Source organism: Priestia sp. P5_B4 (assembly GCF_056400385.1).
In genome coordinates, this window is record NZ_JBFULJ010000014.1 from 1 (window position 1) to 18,493 (window position 18,493).

Here is an 18,493-nt window from a genome sequence, read left to right on the forward strand (position 1 = left end):
ACTTTATACTCACGAGCATGTTCATACAGCTCTTTTAATTTCATATTTTCTAAACTGGATAATGTTAAGTTCATTAGGACACCACGCTTTATAATGAATAATTTTTAACCGTTCCTCCCATATTAAATTCAAATTCAAATATAAAATTGAGAGATGATATGGATGGAATAAATCTGTGAAAATGGAGAATATAACCTTTGAAGTATAATAAGTAGAATCAATTGATTAACTATACACTTTTAGAAGAATAATTCCGACATAAAACCATTTATATTATCTTGATAAATTTAACGTAGCAATTTATATTCTAACCTTTTTCTATCTTTTTAATCAATCTTTTTTTACTTTAGAAGATGAATAAAAAAAAGGAAATTTAATAGCTTACGAGAAGCGAGGAAAACCTTTTCATAATTTCACATTAAAGGAAATAAACTGGACGTTAAAATAAGAAGTGAAATTTACCTTTTAGCTTCCCTTTTTATCTATTTACCCTATTCATAAATATATAAGCTACACAGAGATAGAAGAACGCTCCTACGCCTGTGTAGCTTATTAAAAAGCTCATTTCTAAACTTTGCTTTCATGACTGTGGCACCGATTTGCCTTTATGAATTTTGAAATTGCTCAATTTCCTCTTGAGTCATCTCTTCACGCCAAATCATTGCCCCTAAATCCGATAGCTTGTCTACTAAATGACTGTAACCTCGGTCAATGTGCTCTAAACCCGTTACCTCTGTAATCCCTTTGGCCATTAAGCCAGCGGTTACGAGAGCTGCTCCTGCCCGTAAGTCCGACGCTTTCACACGTGCACCTTGTAAGTGAATGGGACCATTAATAATAGCAGAACGCCCTTCTACCTTAACAGATGCATTCATTCGTCTCAGTTCATCAATATGCTTAAACCTTGCACCATAAATTGTATCTGTCACAACGCTTGTACCAGACGCTCTTGTTAGAAGCGTCGTAAATGGCTGCTGTAAATCAGTTGGAAAACCTGGATATACTAGCGTCTTAATATCTACGGGCTTCAATAGCTGACGAGTCGCTACAAGAATCTGATCTGAGCTTGTTTCGATATGAATACCCATCTCACGCATTTTAGCCGTTAATGACTCCAAATGCTGAGGGATAACGTTGTCCACAACAACTTCTTTTCCCATACTCGCTCCCATGATCATATATGTGCCTGCTTCAATTCGGTCTGGAATGATGGAATGACGGCATCCTTTTAATTGATCTACTCCATCAATTCGAATAACATCCGTACCTGCACCTTTAATACGGGCACCCATACTTGTCAGCAACGTAGCTACATCAATAATTTCAGGCTCTTTAGCAGCATTCTCAATAACGGTACGCCCTTTTGCTCTTACAGCAGCGAGCATAATATTGATTGTTGCTCCTACGCTAACAACGTCTAAATAAATTCGAGCACCAATCAGTTCCTCAGCTCGAATGTAAATAGCTCCTTGTTCATTTGTTACTTTAGCGCCAAGAGCTTCAAAGCCTTTAATGTGCTGATCGATTGGTCTAGGACCAAGGTAACAGCCTCCTGGAAGCCCAACTACCGCTTTTTTAAAGCGTCCCAACATCGCCCCCATTAAATAATAAGAAGCGCGTAATTTTTTTACTTTTCCGTTCGGTAAAGGCATTGCAACCATTCCGGATGGATCTACTCTTAATTCGTCGTTATCAATGGTTACTTTCCCACCAATTTCTTCAACTAAATCCCCTAATAACTGCACGTCTGAAATATCGGGCAGACCTTCAATTGTAACAGGTGACTCGGCTAAAATTGTTGCTGGAATAAGCGCAACGGCACTATTTTTAGCACCACTGACGCGGACGGATCCACTTAAGGTAAAGCCACCTTGTATTTTTAACTTTTCCATTTATAGCTCCCTTCTAGTGAAAGAAAGTTTCTCACCTAGTAATTGAGGAAAATTTTGGTACAAAGAATACCTAAAAGAATGGTTATTTTTCCTATTACCTACTAGTGTACACGAAAATGAAAAAATCATGTATAGTTTCGACAAGATAAAAGAAAAATATGGCATTCACCTGTCAGGATGGTAAACACCACATAAATTTATACATGTTTAGACATTTCGTTTTTCCCAATCTGCCAAAAATTGGTCAATTCCTGCGTTTGTTAACGGATGTTTGAACAATTGCATTAAAACTTTGTAAGGAATTGTCGCAATATGTGCTCCATTTTTTGCAGCTTCTGTTACGTGCATCGGATGACGAATAGATGCTGCAATAATTTCTGATGGAATGTCATGAATCGCAAAAATATCTGCGATATCTGAGATTAAATCGAGACCATTAAAACCAATATCGTCTAATCTTCCTAAGAAAGGCGATACGTAAGTAGCACCTGCTCTTGCTGCCATTAACGCTTGGTTAGCTGAGAAAATAAGCGTAACGTTTGTCTTAATACCTAAACTAGTAAATTCTTTTACTGCTTTTAAGCCATCTGGAGTCATCGGTACCTTGATTGTGATATTCGGCGCAATCGCAGCAAGCTCTTTTCCTTCGCGAATCATGCCTTCTGCATCAAGCGCAATCACTTCTGCACTTACAGACCCTTCAACGAACTCTGTAATTTCACGAAGACGATCTTCAAACGTGATGTTCTCTTTAGCTACTAAACTAGGATTTGTTGTAACCCCCGCTAACAAACCCAATGAATGCGCTTCCTTAATTTCGTCTAAATTAGCCGTATCAATAAAAAACTTCATGAATGCCATCCCCCTGTGTTATGTATTCAGAATGATAAGAAAATTATAGTAAAAATAAAACCGCCTTACAATGAAAATAAGACGGTTTTATTTTTCAGACTCAACTAACTGCAAACAGGCAATCCGAAGATTTCAAATTATGCTTTGTTAGAAGAACCGAATTCACGCATTTTACCTTGAACCGTTTCTTTGATTGCTTCGCGAGCAGGTCCTAAGTATTTACGTGGATCATATTGTTCAGGTTGCGCAGCTAATACTTCACGAACAGCTTTAGCTGAAGCAATTTGGTTTTCAGTGTTTACGTTGATTTTAGCAGTACCTAAAGAAACTGATTTTTGGATATCTTTTGTTGGAATACCAGTTCCACCATGTAAAACTAATGGTAAGCCTGTACGATCTCCGATTTCTTTCATTTCAGCAAAACCTAGGTTTGGTTCACCTTTGTATGGTCCGTGAACTGATCCTAATGCTGGAGCTAAGCAATCGATACCTGTACGGTTAACAAGTTCTTCACACTCGTTAGCATCTGCATAGATAACGCCCTCAGCAATAACGTCGTCTTCTTGTCCACCAACAGTTCCTAGTTCCGCTTCTACAGATACTCCGTGGAAGTGAGCTAGTTCAACTACTTTAGAAGTAATTGCAATGTTTTCTTCAAATGGATGGTGAGAAGCATCGATCATTACAGAAGTGAATCCAGCATGGATTGCTTTTGCACATGATTCAAAGCTTGAACCGTGGTCTAAGTGAATTGCAACTGGTACTTGAACGTCGTAATCTTCGATTAGAGCTTCAACCATTGCTACAACAGTTTTGAAACCGCCCATGTAGCGTGCTGCACCTTCAGATACACCAAGAATAACTGGAGAGTTTTCTTCTTTTGCTGCTTGAAGAATAGCTTGAGTAAACTCTAAGTTATTTAAGTTAAATTGACCTACTGCATAGCCTTGTTCTTTTGCTGTAATAAGCATTTCTTTCATTGATACTAAAGGCATATTGAAATCCTCCTTAAAATCAACCTTAGATTAGATGCTAACCAAAAGGCACACTCAAATAGTATGCTCTTGAATTGAGTGTTTCATGTAGAAACAACGCGCATCTTTACATAATAGATTGTCGAATTATGAATACAGTAATTAGGATACCAACTAACAATGAAAACAGCAACATTTTTAGGTTGATATTCAAAATTTGTTAGGATGAAAACCCTACCAAAACCTTAATTCGACTTTACTGGTATATATTCCCTAACAACTTTTCGGATTTCATCAATATCAAACGGTTTTGCAAAGTGTGTTAATGCTCCTAAATCTTTTGCTTCTTGAATCATATCCAATTCACCATAAGCGGTCATAATAATGACTTTAATCGTTTCATCGTGCTGCTTTAACCTTTTTAAAATTTCAATTCCATCCATTCCTGGAATTTTCATATCTAATAAGACAAGATCCGGTGCTTGCTCTTTTGTAATATCAATCGCCTGGAAGCCGTTCGCCGCTTGAAATGTCGTATAGCCTTCTTTTTGCAGCACTTCCGTTAATAAAATACGTATACCATACTGATCATCAACAATTAAAATTTTCTCTGCCAATATAATCCCACCTTTTATATTCCTCTTCTACAGACAAAACTAACATATGTATTTCGCCTTTAAAACAAAAATCCCTGCTTATTAGAGAAATTGTTACAAAACATAGCTTTTTTTGTCATCCATCCAACTTCATTGCACTTTACTTTCATTGTAGCTCATTTCAAGATAGAATACAGATAGCTTTTTTCGTTATAATGTGTAGATAGACGGCTTTAGCCGCTTAAATCGAAGGGAGATTCTATGCTTAAAATTTTCACAACTCAACTTTCAGGTTTTTTTAAACGAATTGAAGAACAAGAAGAATTCCAATTTGAAGATGCCGCGCGTATTTTAGCACAGGCCTCTGTCGGAGAAGGATTTATCTATATTTATGGTGTAGAAGAAATGCACGCCATTACGCTTGAAGCACTAAGCAGTGCAGAACCTTTAAGTCAGGCAAAAGCTTTGCCTTTACATGAATTAGATCAGCTGACTAGCGTTGATCGCGTACTGCTTGTCTCTCGATTTTCAACAGATAATAAAGCAGTGGAAATAGCTGAACGTTTAAAGAAACGGGATATTCCATTTGTTAGCATTGCTGCTGTTCCTAAAGAGATAGCCGAACCTTCTTTAACAGCACTCGCAGATGCTCATATTGATACAAAATTGTTAAAGCCGCTTATTCCTGGAGAAGACGGCTCAAGATTTGGTTTTCCAGCAATGATGGTCGCTTTATACGCGTACTATGGTTTAACTTTCACATTAAAAGAAATCGTAGAAGAATATGAATAAAAAACACGCTGTCTAAAGACAGCGTGTTTTTTATTTCACTTATTTGTTTTGGCCTGACTCCATTGATGCGCGAATAAATTCTCTGAACAATGGTTGCGGTCTTGTTGGACGAGAAGTAAACTCTGGGTGGAATTGTGAAGCCAAGAACCATGGGTGGTCTTTTAGCTCTACAATTTCAATTAAACGGCCGTCTGGGCTTGTACCAGAGAAGATAAAGCCTTTCTCTTCCATTTGTTGACGGTATTCGTTATTAAATTCATAACGGTGACGATGACGCTCATATACCACTTCATCTTGATATGCTTCATATGCAAGCGTATCTTCAGACAATTTACAAGGGTATAGTCCTAAACGCAATGTACCGCCTAGGTCCTCTACGTCTTTTTGCTCTGGTAATAAGTCAATAATTGGATAATTTGTTCCAGGTGCAATTTCCGCTGAATGTGCGCCTTCTAAGCCTAATACATTACGCGCAAACTCAACTGATGCCAGCTGCATACCTAAGCAAATACCTAAGAATGGAACCTTTTGCTCACGTGCATATTGTGTTGCTACAATTTTACCTTCAATTCCACGATCACCAAATCCACCTGGAACTAAGATACCATCTACATCACCAAGTAAATCTTGAACATTTTCTTTTGTTACAAATTCAGAATTTACCCACTTGATGTTTACATCTGCATCGAATGCATATCCAGCATGTTTCATTGCTTCTACGACAGAAATATAAGCATCTTGAAGCTCTACATACTTACCAACCAATGCAATTTTTGTCGTATTTGAAAGTCCTTTTACTTTCTCAACCAGTGCTTTCCACTCAGTCATTTCTGCTTCTTTGCAATCTAATTTCAAGTGATCGCATGTGATTTGATCTAGGTGCTGCTCTTGTAAAGATAGTGGAATTTCATATAATGTTTCAGCGTCTGCACACTCAATAACCGCTTTTGGATCAATATCGCAGAATAAAGCTAGCTTGTCTTTCATATCTTCAGAAATTGGCATTTCTGTACGAACAACGATAACATTTGGCTGAATGCCTAAGCTACGTAACTCTTTTACACTATGCTGTGTTGGTTTTGTTTTCATTTCACCAGCAGCTTTTAAATATGGCACAAGTGTACAGTGGATATACATAACATTGTCACGGCCAATATCACTTTTGATTTGACGAATAGCTTCTAGGAAAGGAAGTGATTCAATATCTCCTACCGTTCCGCCGATTTCAGTAATAACAACGTCCGCATTTGTTTCTTTACCTGCACGGAAAACGCGTTCTTTAATTTCATTTGTGATGTGCGGAATAACCTGAACTGTTCCGCCTAAATAATCACCGCGACGCTCTTTTTTCAATACTGTTGAATATACTTTACCTGTTGTTACGTTGCTGTAGCGATTTAAGTTGATATCGATAAAACGCTCATAGTGACCTAAGTCTAAGTCTGTTTCCGCGCCGTCATCCGTTACGAATACCTCTCCGTGTTGGTATGGACTCATTGTTCCTGGGTCTACATTAATGTATGGATCAAACTTTTGAATCGTTACGTTCAACCCACGGTTTTTTAATAAACGGCCTAAAGAAGCTGCTGTAATCCCTTTTCCTAGAGATGATACAACACCGCCTGTTACGAAAATATACTTTGTCATCTATACTTCCCCCTCTAAATAATTTGAACTGTACAATATTAAAAGTTTTCACATAAACAATCACAATTCATTCATTGTGCATGCGAAATTATAAGAAACCTTATGAATGTGAAACGTTCAAGAACCAAAAGAAAGTTTCTATCAAGGATTTATAAGAACATATCGGGGTGTAAAACATGGATAGATAAAATAAAAAAATTGCTCCCAATACCAAAACTGGATTGGGAGCAATAGTCTATTTTAAATAAAAACTTTTTAAATGCTTGTTTAAAGAGCCCAAAAAAGATTCTACCTACTTCGCTTGAAAAAGTCAAGAAGGATTATTTTTCTTTTTCGTCCTCATAATCTTCTTCTTCGTCTTCCTCATCATCGTCTAGATCATCTTCTAAATCGTCAAAATCGTCTTCTGCAAGATCTTCTTCATCTTCTTCTAGCTCGTCAATGTCTTCAAAATCTTCTTCTTCGTCTAGATCATCAACATCTTCATAATCCAAATCTTCTTCTAAATCATCAAAATCTTCAACTTCTTCAACAACAGCTTTTTTCGCTTTTTTCTTTTTAGGTTTTGCAACCGGAATAACTTCTTCTTCAGCTTGGTCAAAAGGATACCATCCACGAAGACCCCAGTGGTTGTCCCCTACTGTTAAAAAGCGACCATCAATATTAATATCTGTATAAAACTGAGCTAATCTCGTTTTTAATTCTTGATCTGACATTTCAGCTGCTGCTTTAATTTCAGCAATAATTTCTTGGAATGACATTGCTTGACGATCTGTTTTTTCTTCTAGAAGTGCATAAGCAATCTCAATCATCGACATTTCTTTTAAATCCGTTTTTGAGTACTGTGCTAAACTCAAATCTGGCACATCCTTTCTATGACTATGTATATCGAAAATCTATTAAATCAATTCATCATATGTGTAAATGATGGAAACGAATAAATACATACCATTCATTATAAACAAATTCAATACATTTATGCTAGCCTCGTTTCTAAAATTCTCGAGAATTTCGCATAAAACAACGAAAAAAATAGACATTTTATCACTATAATACATTCTATTTAATACGCCAATAACATCCTTTGATCAAAAGGAATTCACCATCAGTTATTCTGACTCCGCTAGGGTTAGGTCTATAAAAGCCGAGATGACCCACAAACGGTCATCTCGGCTTTTAATATATCACTATATACTAACGATACATTATTACATATTTCGGCGATATTGCCCACCGCATTCATATAAAGCTCGCGTAATTTCCCCTAAGCTGGCTACTTTAACGGTCTCCATTAACTCTTTGARAATGTTCTCTCCTTCTGTTGCAGCTTTCTTTAACCTTTTCAGCGCATCTTCTCTTTTTTCTTCATGCTGCTGTTGAAACTTCTGAAGCTGATTAATTTGATGATTTTTTTCTTCTTTTGATGCGCGGGCTAACTGCATGTCATCAACTGAGGAATTTTCCTCTTCATTTGGATTAATATACGTATTTACTCCTATAATAGGTAAATCTCCCGTATGTTTTTGCATCTCATATTCCATCGATTCATCTTGAATCTTACCTCGCTGATACTGCATTTCCATCGCACCTAAAACGCCGCCTCGATCATTTAAGCGTTGGAACTCAGCCAATACCTCTTCTTCTACCAAGTCTGTTAGTTCATCAATAATAAAAGAGCCCTGTAGTGGATTTTCATTTTTAGTTAATCCATGCTCTTTTGTAATGATTAATTGAATGGCCATCGCTCTTCGTACAGATTCCTCTGTCGGCGTTGTAATTGCTTCATCATACGCATTGGTATGAAGAGAGTTGCAATTGTCATGAAGAGCCATTAAGGCTTGCAGCGTCGTACGTATATCATTAAAATTAATTTCCTGTGCATGAAGCGATCGGCCGGATGTTTGAATATGATACTTAAGCTTTTGACTGCGTTCATTCGCGCCGTATTTATCACGCATCACAATTGCCCAGATTCTTCTCGCTACACGTCCAATAACCGTGTATTCAGGGTCAAGTCCATTACTAAAGAAAAACGATAAATTAGGAGCAAAATCATCAATGTGCATGCCTCGACTCAAGTAATATTCCACGTACGTAAAACCGTTGGCCAATGTAAAAGCTAGCTGAGAAATCGGGTTAGCACCTGCTTCAGCTATATGATAGCCTGAAATAGAAACAGAATAATAGTTGCGCACTTTCTCGTCAATAAAGTACTGCTGAATATCTCCCATCATTTTCAATGCAAATTCCGTGGAAAAAATACACGTATTTTGTCCTTGGTCTTCTTTTAAAATATCCGCTTGAACAGTTCCTCTCACTTGTTTCAACGTACCCGATTTTACGTCCTCGTATTCCTCTTCTGTTAAAGGGCGCTTCAGCTCCTCTTCCTTCTTTTCCACCTGCTGACTGATAGCTGTATTCATAAACATAGCTAGTAATATTGGAGCCGGCCCATTGATCGTCATCGAAACGGAAGTCGACGGATGACAAAGATCAAATCCTTTATACAAGAGTTTCATATCATCAAGCGTACAGACATTTACGCCGCTTTCGCCAATTTTCCCGAAGATATCCGGCCTTGGATCCGGATTTTCTCCGTAAAGCGTTACAGAATCAAACGCTGTACTTAAACGCTTAGCCTCATCATCTTTTGACAAATAGTGGAAGCGGCGATTTGTTCGTTCTGGTGTTCCTTCGCCTGCGAATTGACGCTTAGGATCTTCACCTTTTCGTTTGAATGGAAAAACACCTGCTGTATAAGGAAACGCACCTGGCACATTTTCTTTATAAAGAAAACGAAGAACTTCCCCGTATTCTTTAACTTTTGGAAGGGCCACGCGCGGAATACGCAGTCCTGATAGGGTATCAACTTGCAGAGAGGTTTTAATTTCTTTATTTCTTATCTTTGTAATAAGTTCTTCTTTCCCGTACTGACTTTTTAATTTAGGCCAGTTTTCCAGCTTTTCAATCGATTCAGCCGTTAGCTGTTTTTGATATTTCTCCTTTAGCTGAGTGAGCTCTTGCTTGGCTGTTTCTGTTTCCACTTCTTCCAGAGCACCCTCTAGCTGATAAAATTTACGCGCTATTTGTACTTGAACATCCGTATTGCGGTGATAAGAGCGAACGCTGTTTACAATCTCCTGTAAATATTGCTGTTGATCATTAGGAATGATGGTATATTTCTTTTCACTTACGCGCTCTGATGATTTTTCTACGTGCCAAGACGTACGGCATGTTTGATGCAGATGATTTACAAGATCTTCAAATAAAATATTTGTTCCCCCGTCGTTGAACTGGCTCGCAATTGTTCCGTAAATTGGCATCGTAGAGAGATTATTTTCAAACAGCTGATGATTACGCTGATATTGACGCTGCACTTGTTTTTTTGCGTCTTCGGAACCTTTTTTTTCAAATTTATTGATTACAATAAAGTCTGCGTAATCAATCATTTCAATCTTTTCTAACTGCGACGGCGCGCCAAATTCGCTTGTCATTACATACAGAGAGACATTTGCAATATCTTTGACTTGAGCATCAGCTTGCCCGATGCCGCTTGTTTCGACAATGATAATGTCGAAACCCGCTTTTTTCACGACGGCAATTCCATCTCGAATGGCCGCCGATAGCTCATGTCCAGATGAACGCGTGGCCAAACTTCTCATATACACACGAGGAGACGCTGCGATGTTCATACGAATTCGATCCCCAAGAAGCGCTCCTCCGGTTTTTTGTTTAGTTGGATCGACGGATAAAACAGCTACATGAATATCTGGAATATGTTCAATAAACCTTCTTACTAATTCATCCGTAAGCGAACTTTTCCCCGCTCCTCCTGTTCCTGTGATTCCAATAACCGGTATTTTTTGATCCGTCTCGCTTTCGATTACACTTTCTCGGATTTCTTCAAGAGCAGCTGCGTGCTCTTTTGTGTATTCATAGGCTTCATTTTCAGCGCATGTAATAAGCTGGGCAATTAAACGGTCATTAGCCGGCGTTAAGGTTCGATCCTTCGGCAGTGCAGGGGGATTTGTGTAATAACAATCATCGATCATAAATTGAATCATGCCTTCTAACCCCATTTTTCGTCCATCTTCCGGAGAAAAGATTTTAGAAATGCCGTAATCATGAAGCTCTTGAATCTCACTCGGAATAATGACCCCTCCTCCTCCGCCATAAATTTTAATATGAGAAGCCTGTTGTTCTTGGAGTAAATCGTACATATACTTAAAATATTCTACATGGCCGCCTTGATAAGAAGAAATGGCAATCCCCTGAACATCCTCTTGTATGGAAGCGTTAACAATTTCTTCGACAGATCGGTTATGCCCCAGGTGAATGACTTCTACCCCCTTTKCTTGAAGAATTCGTCTCATAATATTAATGGACGCGTCGTGGCCGTCAAACAGGCTAGAAGCGGTTAAAAAACGAAGCGGTCTTTTGCTTGTATTCAAACTGTCTCCCCCTCACACAGTTGTTGAAATGAAAAATTTTTAAGTAAAAAATCTAACTGCATATTTGTATATTCTTCTAATGAATAATGCTTTTGCAGCCACCATCTGCGAAATGCCCACATCTGACCTTGAACAAATAAATGATGAGCAAACAGCGAAATTTCTTTATCCGTAAGTGCAAATTGATTGTTTTCTACGCAGCCTTCGATAATAACCTTAAACATCTCAACCATATCCAGCTCTTTTTTTAATACATATGGAAGCGCATCTTTAGACAGTGATTTCGCTTCTTGGTACATGACTAATACTTCATCTTGAAGCTCATCCACAACTTTAAAATAGTGCTGAATCGCTTGTTGAAGCTCAGCGATTGTATAACGATCCACCACCATCTCTTCTAATCGCTCTCTCACTTCATCGTAAATATTGTCACATACAAGATATAAAACATCTTCTTTAGATTGAATATATTCGTAAAGTGTACCGATACTGAACCCAGCGGCTTTGGCAATTTCCCTTGTTGTTGTTCGGTGAAAACCTTTTTCCTTAAATAGCGTGACGGCCCCTTTAATCATTTGATTACGACGCTCTACAATCAGCTTTTCATCTTTAATGGATGTGAGAACTTCTCTCTTTTTCATTTTTTCACCTCTCCTACAACAAGTGTTTTATTTAGCAAGATACCTAGAAATGACGAGACGCTGAATCTCTTGTGTGCCTTCATAAATTTGCGTGATTTTTGCATCTCTCATAAAACGTTCTACTGGATAATCTTTTGTATAACCGTATCCTCCAAATACTTGAACAGCTTCTGTCGTTACTTTCATTGCTGTATCCCCAGCATATAATTTTGACATGGCTGATTCTTTGCCATATGGCAGCCCTTGAGACTCCAGCCAAGCAGCTTGATAGGTTAACAGTCTTGCAGCTTCTATACTCGTGGCCATGTCGGCTAGCTTAAAAGCAATTCCTTGCTGAGAAATAATTGGCTTACCAAATTGCTGACGTTCCTTGGCATAAGCTACGGCCGCATCTAATGCCCCTTGAGCAATTCCTACCGCCTGTGCTGCAATGCCATTTCGGCCGCCATCTAGTGTCATCATGGCAACTTTAAACCCTTCTCCTTCATTTCCCAGCAAATTTTCTTTTGGAACACGGCAGTCCTCGAAAATAATTTCTGTGGTAGGTGAAGAGCGAATGCCCAGTTTCTTTTCTTTTTTACCAACTGAAAATCCCGGCATATCTTTTTCAATAATAAAAGCGCTCGTGCGTTTTTCATTGGGATCGATGCGAGCAAATACGACGTAAATATCCGCTTCGCCGCCGTTTGTAATAAAGATTTTAGAACCATTTAAAATATAATCTTCTCCGTCTTTTACAGCGAGCGTTCTCATTCCTCCTGCGTCTGATCCAGCACTCGGTTCGGTTAAGCCATAAGCACCTATTTTCTCACCCGTTGCCATAGGTTTCAGGTATTTTTGTTTTTGTTCTTCTGTTCCGAATGTATAGATTGGCCAGCCGGCAAGAGAAGTATGAGCCGACAAAGTAACGCCTGTTGATGCACATACTCTAGACAGTTCTTCAACAGCAATGCAATAAGCTAGATAGTCACTGCCAATTCCTCCGTATTGCTCCGGCCATGGAATACCTGTTAATCCTAGATCAGCCATTTGCGTAAAGATTCCTCTGTCAAAACGCTCTTCTTCATCTCGTTGTGCAGCTGTCGGAGCCACTTCGTTTTTGGCAAAGTCCCGCACCATTTTTCGAATCATTTCGTGTTCTTCTGAAAGTTTAAAAAACATGATTATTCCCCCTATAATTGACTGCTAATGACGATGCGCTGAATTTCGCTTGTACCTTCGTAGATTTCGCATACTTTGGCGTCACGAAAATACCTCTCTACTGGATAATCTTTCATATAACCATAGCCTCCCAAAACTTGAATCGCATCGATTGCTACATTCATGGCCGTTTGGGAAGCAAATAATTTCGCCATTGAGGCTTCTTTTTTACAAGGAAGTTTTTGATCATATAAAAAAGCGGCTCTATACATTAAAAGCTTCGCTGATTCAACAGCCGTTTCCATATCGGCCAGCTTAAAGGCAATACCCTGCTGAGATAAAATCGATTTTCCGAATTGATATCGTTCATTTGCATAGTTTTTAGCTGCCGTTAACGCACCTTCAGCAATTCCTACCGCCTGAGCAGCAATACCAATTCTTCCGGCATTTAAATTAGCCATCGCAATTCGAAAGCCTTCACCTTCTTCTCCGAGACGATTTTCTACAGGCACCTGTATATTTTCAAAGTGAAGTTGAACCGTTCGAGAACCGTGAAGGCCCATCTTATGTTCATCTTTTCCTATCGAAAATCCCTCCATCGTCTTTTCAACGATAAAAGCGCTCATTCCTCTCGACCCGCGTTCGGGATTCGTTTTAGCAAATACAATATACGTATCTGCTTCGCCGCCGTTTGTAATGAAAAGCTTTGAGCCATTTAAAAGATAGTGGTCTCCTTTTCGTTCTGCCTTTGTTTTTAAGCTTGCAGCATCAGACCCTGCACTAGGTTCTGTTAAACAAAAAGCACCTAAATATTCACCTGTCGCCAGTTTTTTTACATATTTTTGTTTTTGATCTTCCGTCCCAAATACGACAATAGGATTCGTACCTACAGAAGTATGAACAGACAAAATGACGCCGAGGGCTGGACTTACTTTTGATATTTCGTGGATGGCAATCATGTACGACACAAAGTCCAGTCCGCCCCCTCCGTATGCTTGAGGAACGGGAATGCCCATCAGGCCAAGATCAGCCATCTGCTTTAATAAACCTCGAGGAAATTCACCCTTTTCCATGTTTGGCACAGCCGCAGCGACTTCTTTTTCACTAAAATCAGCTACCATCTTTTTAATCATGTGTTGTTCAGACGTAAAAAAGATCATTTCGCCACTCCTTTATGTTTCGTACGTAAAAAATCCTTTTCCTGTTTTTCGACCAAGCCACCCTGCCTTTACATATTTCCTAAGCAATGGACAAGGACGATATTTGTCATCACCAAACCCTTTATGAAGCGTTTCCATAATAAACAAACATGTATCGAGGCCGATGAAATCTGCTAATGTCAAAGGTCCCATTGGATGGTTCATTCCTAGTTTCATCACTTGATCAATATCCTCTTCGCTTGCTACCCCTTCATAGAGCGCAAACACAGCTTCGTTAATCATTGGCATTAAAATTCGATTTGAAACAAACCCTGGAAAATCATGAACTTCCACCGGGGTTTTATTTAATTTTTTCGTTGTTTCATAGACTGCTTGATACACTTCATCGGTAGTAGCCAGCCCTCTAATAATTTCAACGAGTTTCATCACCGGAACAGGATTCATAAAGTGCATGCCAATTACTTTTTCAGGTCGAGTGGTCACAGCTGCAATTTCAGTAATAGGAAGCGAAGACGTGTTGGTTGCTAAAATAGTATGACTCGGGGCTAACGAATCCAACTCCGCAAAAATGGCTTGTTTGACTTCCATCTTTTCCACAACCGCTTCGACGATTAAATCTGCTTTTTGTGCTGCCGTTATTTCATTTGCCAGCTGAATGCGCTCCATAATCCCTTCATGTTCCTTAGCTGAGAGAGAACCTTTTCCCACCTGCTTTTTCAGACGTTTATCAATACCTTCTATTCCTTTTTGTGTATTTTTTTGATCAACGTCATACAAAGAAACTTGGTATCCGCTCGCAGCAAATACTTGCGCAATTCCTGCTCCCATCTGTCCTGCTCCAATAACCATAACTGTTTCAATATTCAAGTTGGTATCCCCCTTTTACACTTCTACCATGATGGCATCACCTTGGCCGCCGCCGCTGCAAATAGAAGCAATGCCTAGTCCGCCGCCTCGTCGTCTTAATTCATGAATGAGCGTTACAACAATACGGGCGCCGCTTGCTCCAATCGGATGTCCAAGTGCTACAGCCCCGCCGTTCACATTTACTTTTTCAGCCGGAAGCCCTGCAATTTCCATACTCATCAACGCTACCGCTGAAAAAGCTTCATTGATTTCAAACAGCGCAATATCGTCTACTGTTTTATTTGTTTTTTGCAATAGCTTATTAATAGCAAACCCAGGCGTTTTCGGAAATTCCCTTGGCTCCATCGCAAGAGAAGTATGGTTTACAATCGTAGCCAACGGCTCATAGCCATTTGCTTTTGCCACATCTTCATCCATTAGCATGAGCGCAGCTGCTCCGTCATTCACGCTAGGTGCATTTCCTGCTGTAATGGTTCCGCTGTGACCAAATACAGGCCGAAGAGACGAGAGTTTTTCTAACGACGTATCTTTTCTTGGTCCTTCATCTTTTTGAACCGTTATCGTTCCTTTTTTAGACGGAATATCAACTGAAATTCTTTCTGCAGTCCATCTCCCTTTCTCTTCTGACTCTACCGCCAATTGATGACTGCGAAGGGCCCATTCATCCTGCTTTTCTCGGGAAATATTCATTTCAGAAGCGATTTCATTTCCATACGTACCCATTTGAACCCCTGTAAAGCTGCATGTCAAACCGTCATGAACCATCAAATCCGTCACAACGCTATCTCCCATACGGAACCCCCACCTTGCTTTTGGAAGAAGATACGGCGCGTTACTCATCGATTCCATTCCACCTGCAATGATTGTTTTTGCTTCTCCTAATCGAATCAGCTGATCAGCAGTTGTAATGCTGCGCATGCCCGATGCACAAACTTTATTAATGGTTTCTGTCTCTACTTGCCACGGTAAACCTGCATAGTGCATGGCTTGCCTAGAAGGCAGCTGTCCTTGGCCCCCCTGCAGCACGCACCCCATAATAACGGAATCAATTTCTGTACGTCCCTTTGAAGCTGCTTGAATCGCTTTCCCGCCTAGTTCTGCCGCTTTTAGTCCACTTACAATGCCACCTAATTTTCCAAAAGGTGTTCGAACTGCACTCACAATAACTGTTTTCCCCACTACTGTTTCCTCCTTTTTCTTCCTCTTTGTCCTCGCCGATTGAACGCTTGCTCAATTTCCTTTCTGTAAAAGGTAGAGATGAAGACCATCTCTACTTCTCCTTTATGAAACCTGTTCTTGCACGTCGCCATAAATTGACTTTTCAAGCAGTTCTGCTACGTCATACGTATGAACCTTTTCTTCTACTTCTTTTGCTTTTGTTCCGTCACTTAGCATCGTTAAGCAGTAGGGGCAACCTGAACTGATAATGCTTGGGTTAACGGCCAAGGCTTGTTCCGTGCGTGCTACATTAATGCGCTGGCCGGTCGTTTCTTCCGTCCACATTAACCCTCCTCCTGCTCCACAGCACATACCATTTTCACGGTTGCGATCCATTTCAATCAAACGAACACCTGGAATCGCTTTCAAAATTTCTCTTGGTGGACTGTATACTTCGTTATATCTTCCTAAATAACAGGAATCATGGAAGGTAATTTTTTCATTAACCGCATGTTTTGGTGACAGCTTACCTTCTTTCACCAACATAGCTAATAATTCTGTGTGATGATACACTTCTCCTTCAAAACCGAAATCTGGATATTCATTTTTGAAGATATTGTAAGCATGTGGATCAATCGTAACAATTTTTTTGATTTCATTTTTTTCAAATTCAGCGATGTTTTTAGAAGCTAACTCTTGGAATAAAAATTCATTGCCCAACCTGCGCGGCGTATCACCAGAATTTTTTTCTTTATTTCCTAAAATCGCAAATGAAACACCCGCTTCATTGAGAAGTTTTGCAAACGATAGAGCGATTTTTTGGCTGCGGTTATCATAAGATCCCATCGAACCTACCCAGAACAAATACTCAAACGTTTCACCGGCTTTACTTACTTCTTTAACAGTCGGAATGTGAACATCTTCTCTTACATGTCGCCATTCTTCACGCTCTTTTCGGTTTAATCCCCAAGGGTTTCCCTGACGTTCAATATTCGTCATGGCACGCTGAGCATCCGCGTCCATCTTTCCTTCAGTTAATACTAAAAAACGTCGTAAATCTATGATTTTATCTACATGTTCGTTCATTACGGGACATTGATCTTCACAGTTTCGGCACGTTGTACATGCCCAAATTTCTTCTTCCGTAATGACATCTCCGATTAAAGCGGGATTATATTCCGCTGTTGCTGCAGCCTCTGCTCCGCCTTGACCGGCCGCCATCATCGCCAGCTGATTTCCTTTTGTTTTGGAGAATGCATACGTAGGAACCCAAGGTGCCTTAGATGTCACAACCGCTCCTTTTTCTGTTAAGTGATCGCGCATCTTTAAAATTAAATCCATTGGAGATAAAATTTTCCCTGTACCCGTTGCCGGACACATATTCGTACATCGACCGCATTCCACACAGGCATATAAATCAATAAGCTGATGCTGCGTGAATTCTTCAATCTTTCCAACCCCAAACGTCTCCTGGGTCTCGTCTTCAAAATCAATCTTTTCAAGCTTACCTGGCTTAGAAACACGGTTAAAAAATACATTAGCCGGTCCAGCCAGTAAATGAGCATGTTTTGATTGAGGAACATATACTAAAAACGTCAATAATACGGCTAAGTGGATCCACCATGAAACATAAAAAATGGAGATAGCGGCAATATCATTGATTCCCTTAAACAAGATCGCAATCGATGACGCAATCGGTTCTGTCCATGACGGTTCATGATTATGCCAGATGATTGACATACCGTTTCCGACAAGCACTGACAGCATAAGTGCTCCAATAAAAATCAGTACTAAACCAGATTTAAACCCTCTTTTTAAACGCACAAGCTTTTCTACGTAGCGACGGTGAAAAGCCCAGACAACTGCTACTAAAATCAAAAACGTCACCATTTCTTGAAAAAATGTAAAACCGGGATATAAAGGTCCAAGCGGCAAATGTTTACCTGGAAGCAAACCTTTTATAATGAAGTCTAACGCGCCGAACTGAACTAAAATAAACCCATAAAAAAACATGACGTGCATAATTCCACTTTTTTTATCTTTTAACAGCTTCTTTTGTCCAAACACGTTCACCCAAATTTTTTGCAGTCTTTCTTTTAACCGCTGATCAAATTCTACTTTTTTCCCTAATTGAATATACTGAATGCGTGTGCGAATCAAATATACAAACAAAGAAACAGCGTAAGCGGTTACAATAATAAAAAAGAGAAAATTCACCCACAGCAACCCTGTCATCTCGTCCCCTCCTTGAATAATTTGTTCCCTTTCTTTCCTCCTGACGACTAAATTTTCTGATAATATATCTGCTTTCATTGTATATAAT

At 39.4% G+C, this 18,493-nt stretch carries 14 protein-coding genes; 1 reads left to right on the top strand and 13 read right to left on the bottom strand.

All coding sequences use genetic code 11. The features are described from left to right. Positions 1–605 precede the first annotated feature (605 nt). The 4 genes from AC1DRF_RS03465 to AC1DRF_RS03480 form a co-directional block, all read right to left on the bottom strand. A complete protein-coding gene (locus AC1DRF_RS03465) occupies positions 606–1,892 on the bottom strand; it encodes a UDP-N-acetylglucosamine 1-carboxyvinyltransferase (protein WP_230184037.1) in 1,287 nt (428 codons plus the stop codon). A gap of 207 nt (positions 1,893–2,099) precedes the next feature. Continuing rightward, complete coding sequence (gene fsa / locus AC1DRF_RS03470; RefSeq protein WP_013059825.1) at positions 2,100–2,744, bottom strand: fructose-6-phosphate aldolase; 645 nt, start codon at positions 2,742–2,744, stop codon at positions 2,100–2,102. A 137-nt stretch (positions 2,745–2,881) separates the two neighbouring features. Then, a complete protein-coding gene (locus AC1DRF_RS03475) occupies positions 2,882–3,739 on the bottom strand; it encodes a class II fructose-bisphosphate aldolase (protein ID WP_013059826.1) in 858 nt (285 codons plus the stop codon). Positions 3,740–3,963: 224 nt separating this feature from the next. Further along, on the bottom strand, positions 3,964–4,338 hold the full coding sequence (locus AC1DRF_RS03480) for a response regulator (RefSeq protein ID WP_087944205.1): 375 nt from the start codon (positions 4,336–4,338) through the stop codon (positions 3,964–3,966). Positions 4,339–4,575: 237 nt separating this feature from the next. On the opposite strand from AC1DRF_RS03480, the gene AC1DRF_RS03485 reads away from it, so the two are divergent. Further along, positions 4,576–5,106, top strand: a complete 531-nt coding sequence (locus AC1DRF_RS03485) for a DUF2529 family protein (protein WP_025752481.1) — start codon at positions 4,576–4,578, stop codon at positions 5,104–5,106. A gap of 39 nt (positions 5,107–5,145) precedes the next feature. Here the strand turns inward: AC1DRF_RS03485 and AC1DRF_RS03490 are convergent, their stop codons facing one another. The 9 genes from AC1DRF_RS03490 to AC1DRF_RS03530 form a co-directional block, all read right to left on the bottom strand. Further along, a complete protein-coding gene (locus tag AC1DRF_RS03490) occupies positions 5,146–6,753 on the bottom strand; it encodes a CTP synthase (protein WP_034648257.1) in 1,608 nt (535 codons plus the stop codon). A 320-nt stretch (positions 6,754–7,073) separates the two neighbouring features. Beyond that, positions 7,074–7,610: a DNA-directed RNA polymerase subunit delta gene (rpoE, locus tag AC1DRF_RS03495; protein ID WP_043977497.1), complete on the bottom strand. Its 537-nt coding sequence runs from the start codon at positions 7,608–7,610 to the stop codon at positions 7,074–7,076. 351 nt (positions 7,611–7,961) lie between these two features. Beyond that, positions 7,962–11,204: a fused isobutyryl-CoA mutase/GTPase IcmF gene (gene icmF / locus AC1DRF_RS03500; RefSeq protein ID WP_477740341.1), complete on the bottom strand. Its 3,243-nt coding sequence runs from the start codon at positions 11,202–11,204 to the stop codon at positions 7,962–7,964. Next, complete coding sequence (locus AC1DRF_RS03505) at positions 11,201–11,845, bottom strand: TetR/AcrR family transcriptional regulator (RefSeq protein WP_014457745.1); 645 nt, start codon at positions 11,843–11,845, stop codon at positions 11,201–11,203. Before AC1DRF_RS03505 ends, icmF begins: the two co-directional genes overlap by 4 nt. Before the next feature lie 27 nt (positions 11,846–11,872). Beyond that, positions 11,873–13,006: an acyl-CoA dehydrogenase gene (locus AC1DRF_RS03510; protein ID WP_013059833.1), complete on the bottom strand. Its 1,134-nt coding sequence runs from the start codon at positions 13,004–13,006 to the stop codon at positions 11,873–11,875. Between the two features lie 11 nt (positions 13,007–13,017). Continuing rightward, the gene (locus AC1DRF_RS03515; RefSeq protein ID WP_427076637.1) at positions 13,018–14,145 is read right to left on the bottom strand and encodes an acyl-CoA dehydrogenase; all 1,128 of its coding nucleotides are present in this window, start codon (positions 14,143–14,145) and stop codon (positions 13,018–13,020) included. A gap of 12 nt (positions 14,146–14,157) precedes the next feature. Next, on the bottom strand, positions 14,158–15,012 hold the full coding sequence (locus AC1DRF_RS03520) for a 3-hydroxybutyryl-CoA dehydrogenase (RefSeq protein WP_043977505.1): 855 nt from the start codon (positions 15,010–15,012) through the stop codon (positions 14,158–14,160). Between the two features lie 15 nt (positions 15,013–15,027). Further along, on the bottom strand, positions 15,028–16,191 hold the full coding sequence (locus AC1DRF_RS03525; protein WP_097824923.1) for an acetyl-CoA C-acetyltransferase: 1,164 nt from the start codon (positions 16,189–16,191) through the stop codon (positions 15,028–15,030). Between the two features lie 102 nt (positions 16,192–16,293). Next, a complete protein-coding gene (locus AC1DRF_RS03530) occupies positions 16,294–18,405 on the bottom strand; it encodes a (Fe-S)-binding protein (protein WP_477740342.1) in 2,112 nt (703 codons plus the stop codon). Positions 18,406–18,493 lie beyond the last annotated feature (88 nt).

Coding starts and splice junctions, on each gene's coding strand:
- AC1DRF_RS03465 (WP_230184037.1), bottom strand. CDS start 1,892: ATGGAAAAGTTAAAAATACAAGGTGGCTTTACCTTAAGTGGATCCGTC.
- fsa (WP_013059825.1), bottom strand. CDS start 2,744: ATGAAGTTTTTTATTGATACGGCTAATTTAGACGAAATTAAGGAAGCG.
- AC1DRF_RS03475 (WP_013059826.1), bottom strand. CDS start 3,739: ATGCCTTTAGTATCAATGAAAGAAATGCTTATTACAGCAAAAGAACAA.
- AC1DRF_RS03485 (WP_025752481.1), top strand. CDS start 4,576: ATGCTTAAAATTTTCACAACTCAACTTTCAGGTTTTTTTAAACGAATT.
- AC1DRF_RS03490 (WP_034648257.1), bottom strand. CDS start 6,753: ATGACAAAGTATATTTTCGTAACAGGCGGTGTTGTATCATCTCTAGGA.
- AC1DRF_RS03505 (WP_014457745.1), bottom strand. CDS start 11,845: ATGAAAAAGAGAGAAGTTCTCACATCCATTAAAGATGAAAAGCTGATT.
- AC1DRF_RS03510 (WP_013059833.1), bottom strand. CDS start 13,006: ATGTTTTTTAAACTTTCAGAAGAACACGAAATGATTCGAAAAATGGTG.
- AC1DRF_RS03515 (WP_427076637.1), bottom strand. CDS start 14,145: ATGATCTTTTTTACGTCTGAACAACACATGATTAAAAAGATGGTAGCT.
- AC1DRF_RS03530 (WP_477740342.1), bottom strand. CDS start 18,405: ATGACAGGGTTGCTGTGGGTGAATTTTCTCTTTTTTATTATTGTAACC.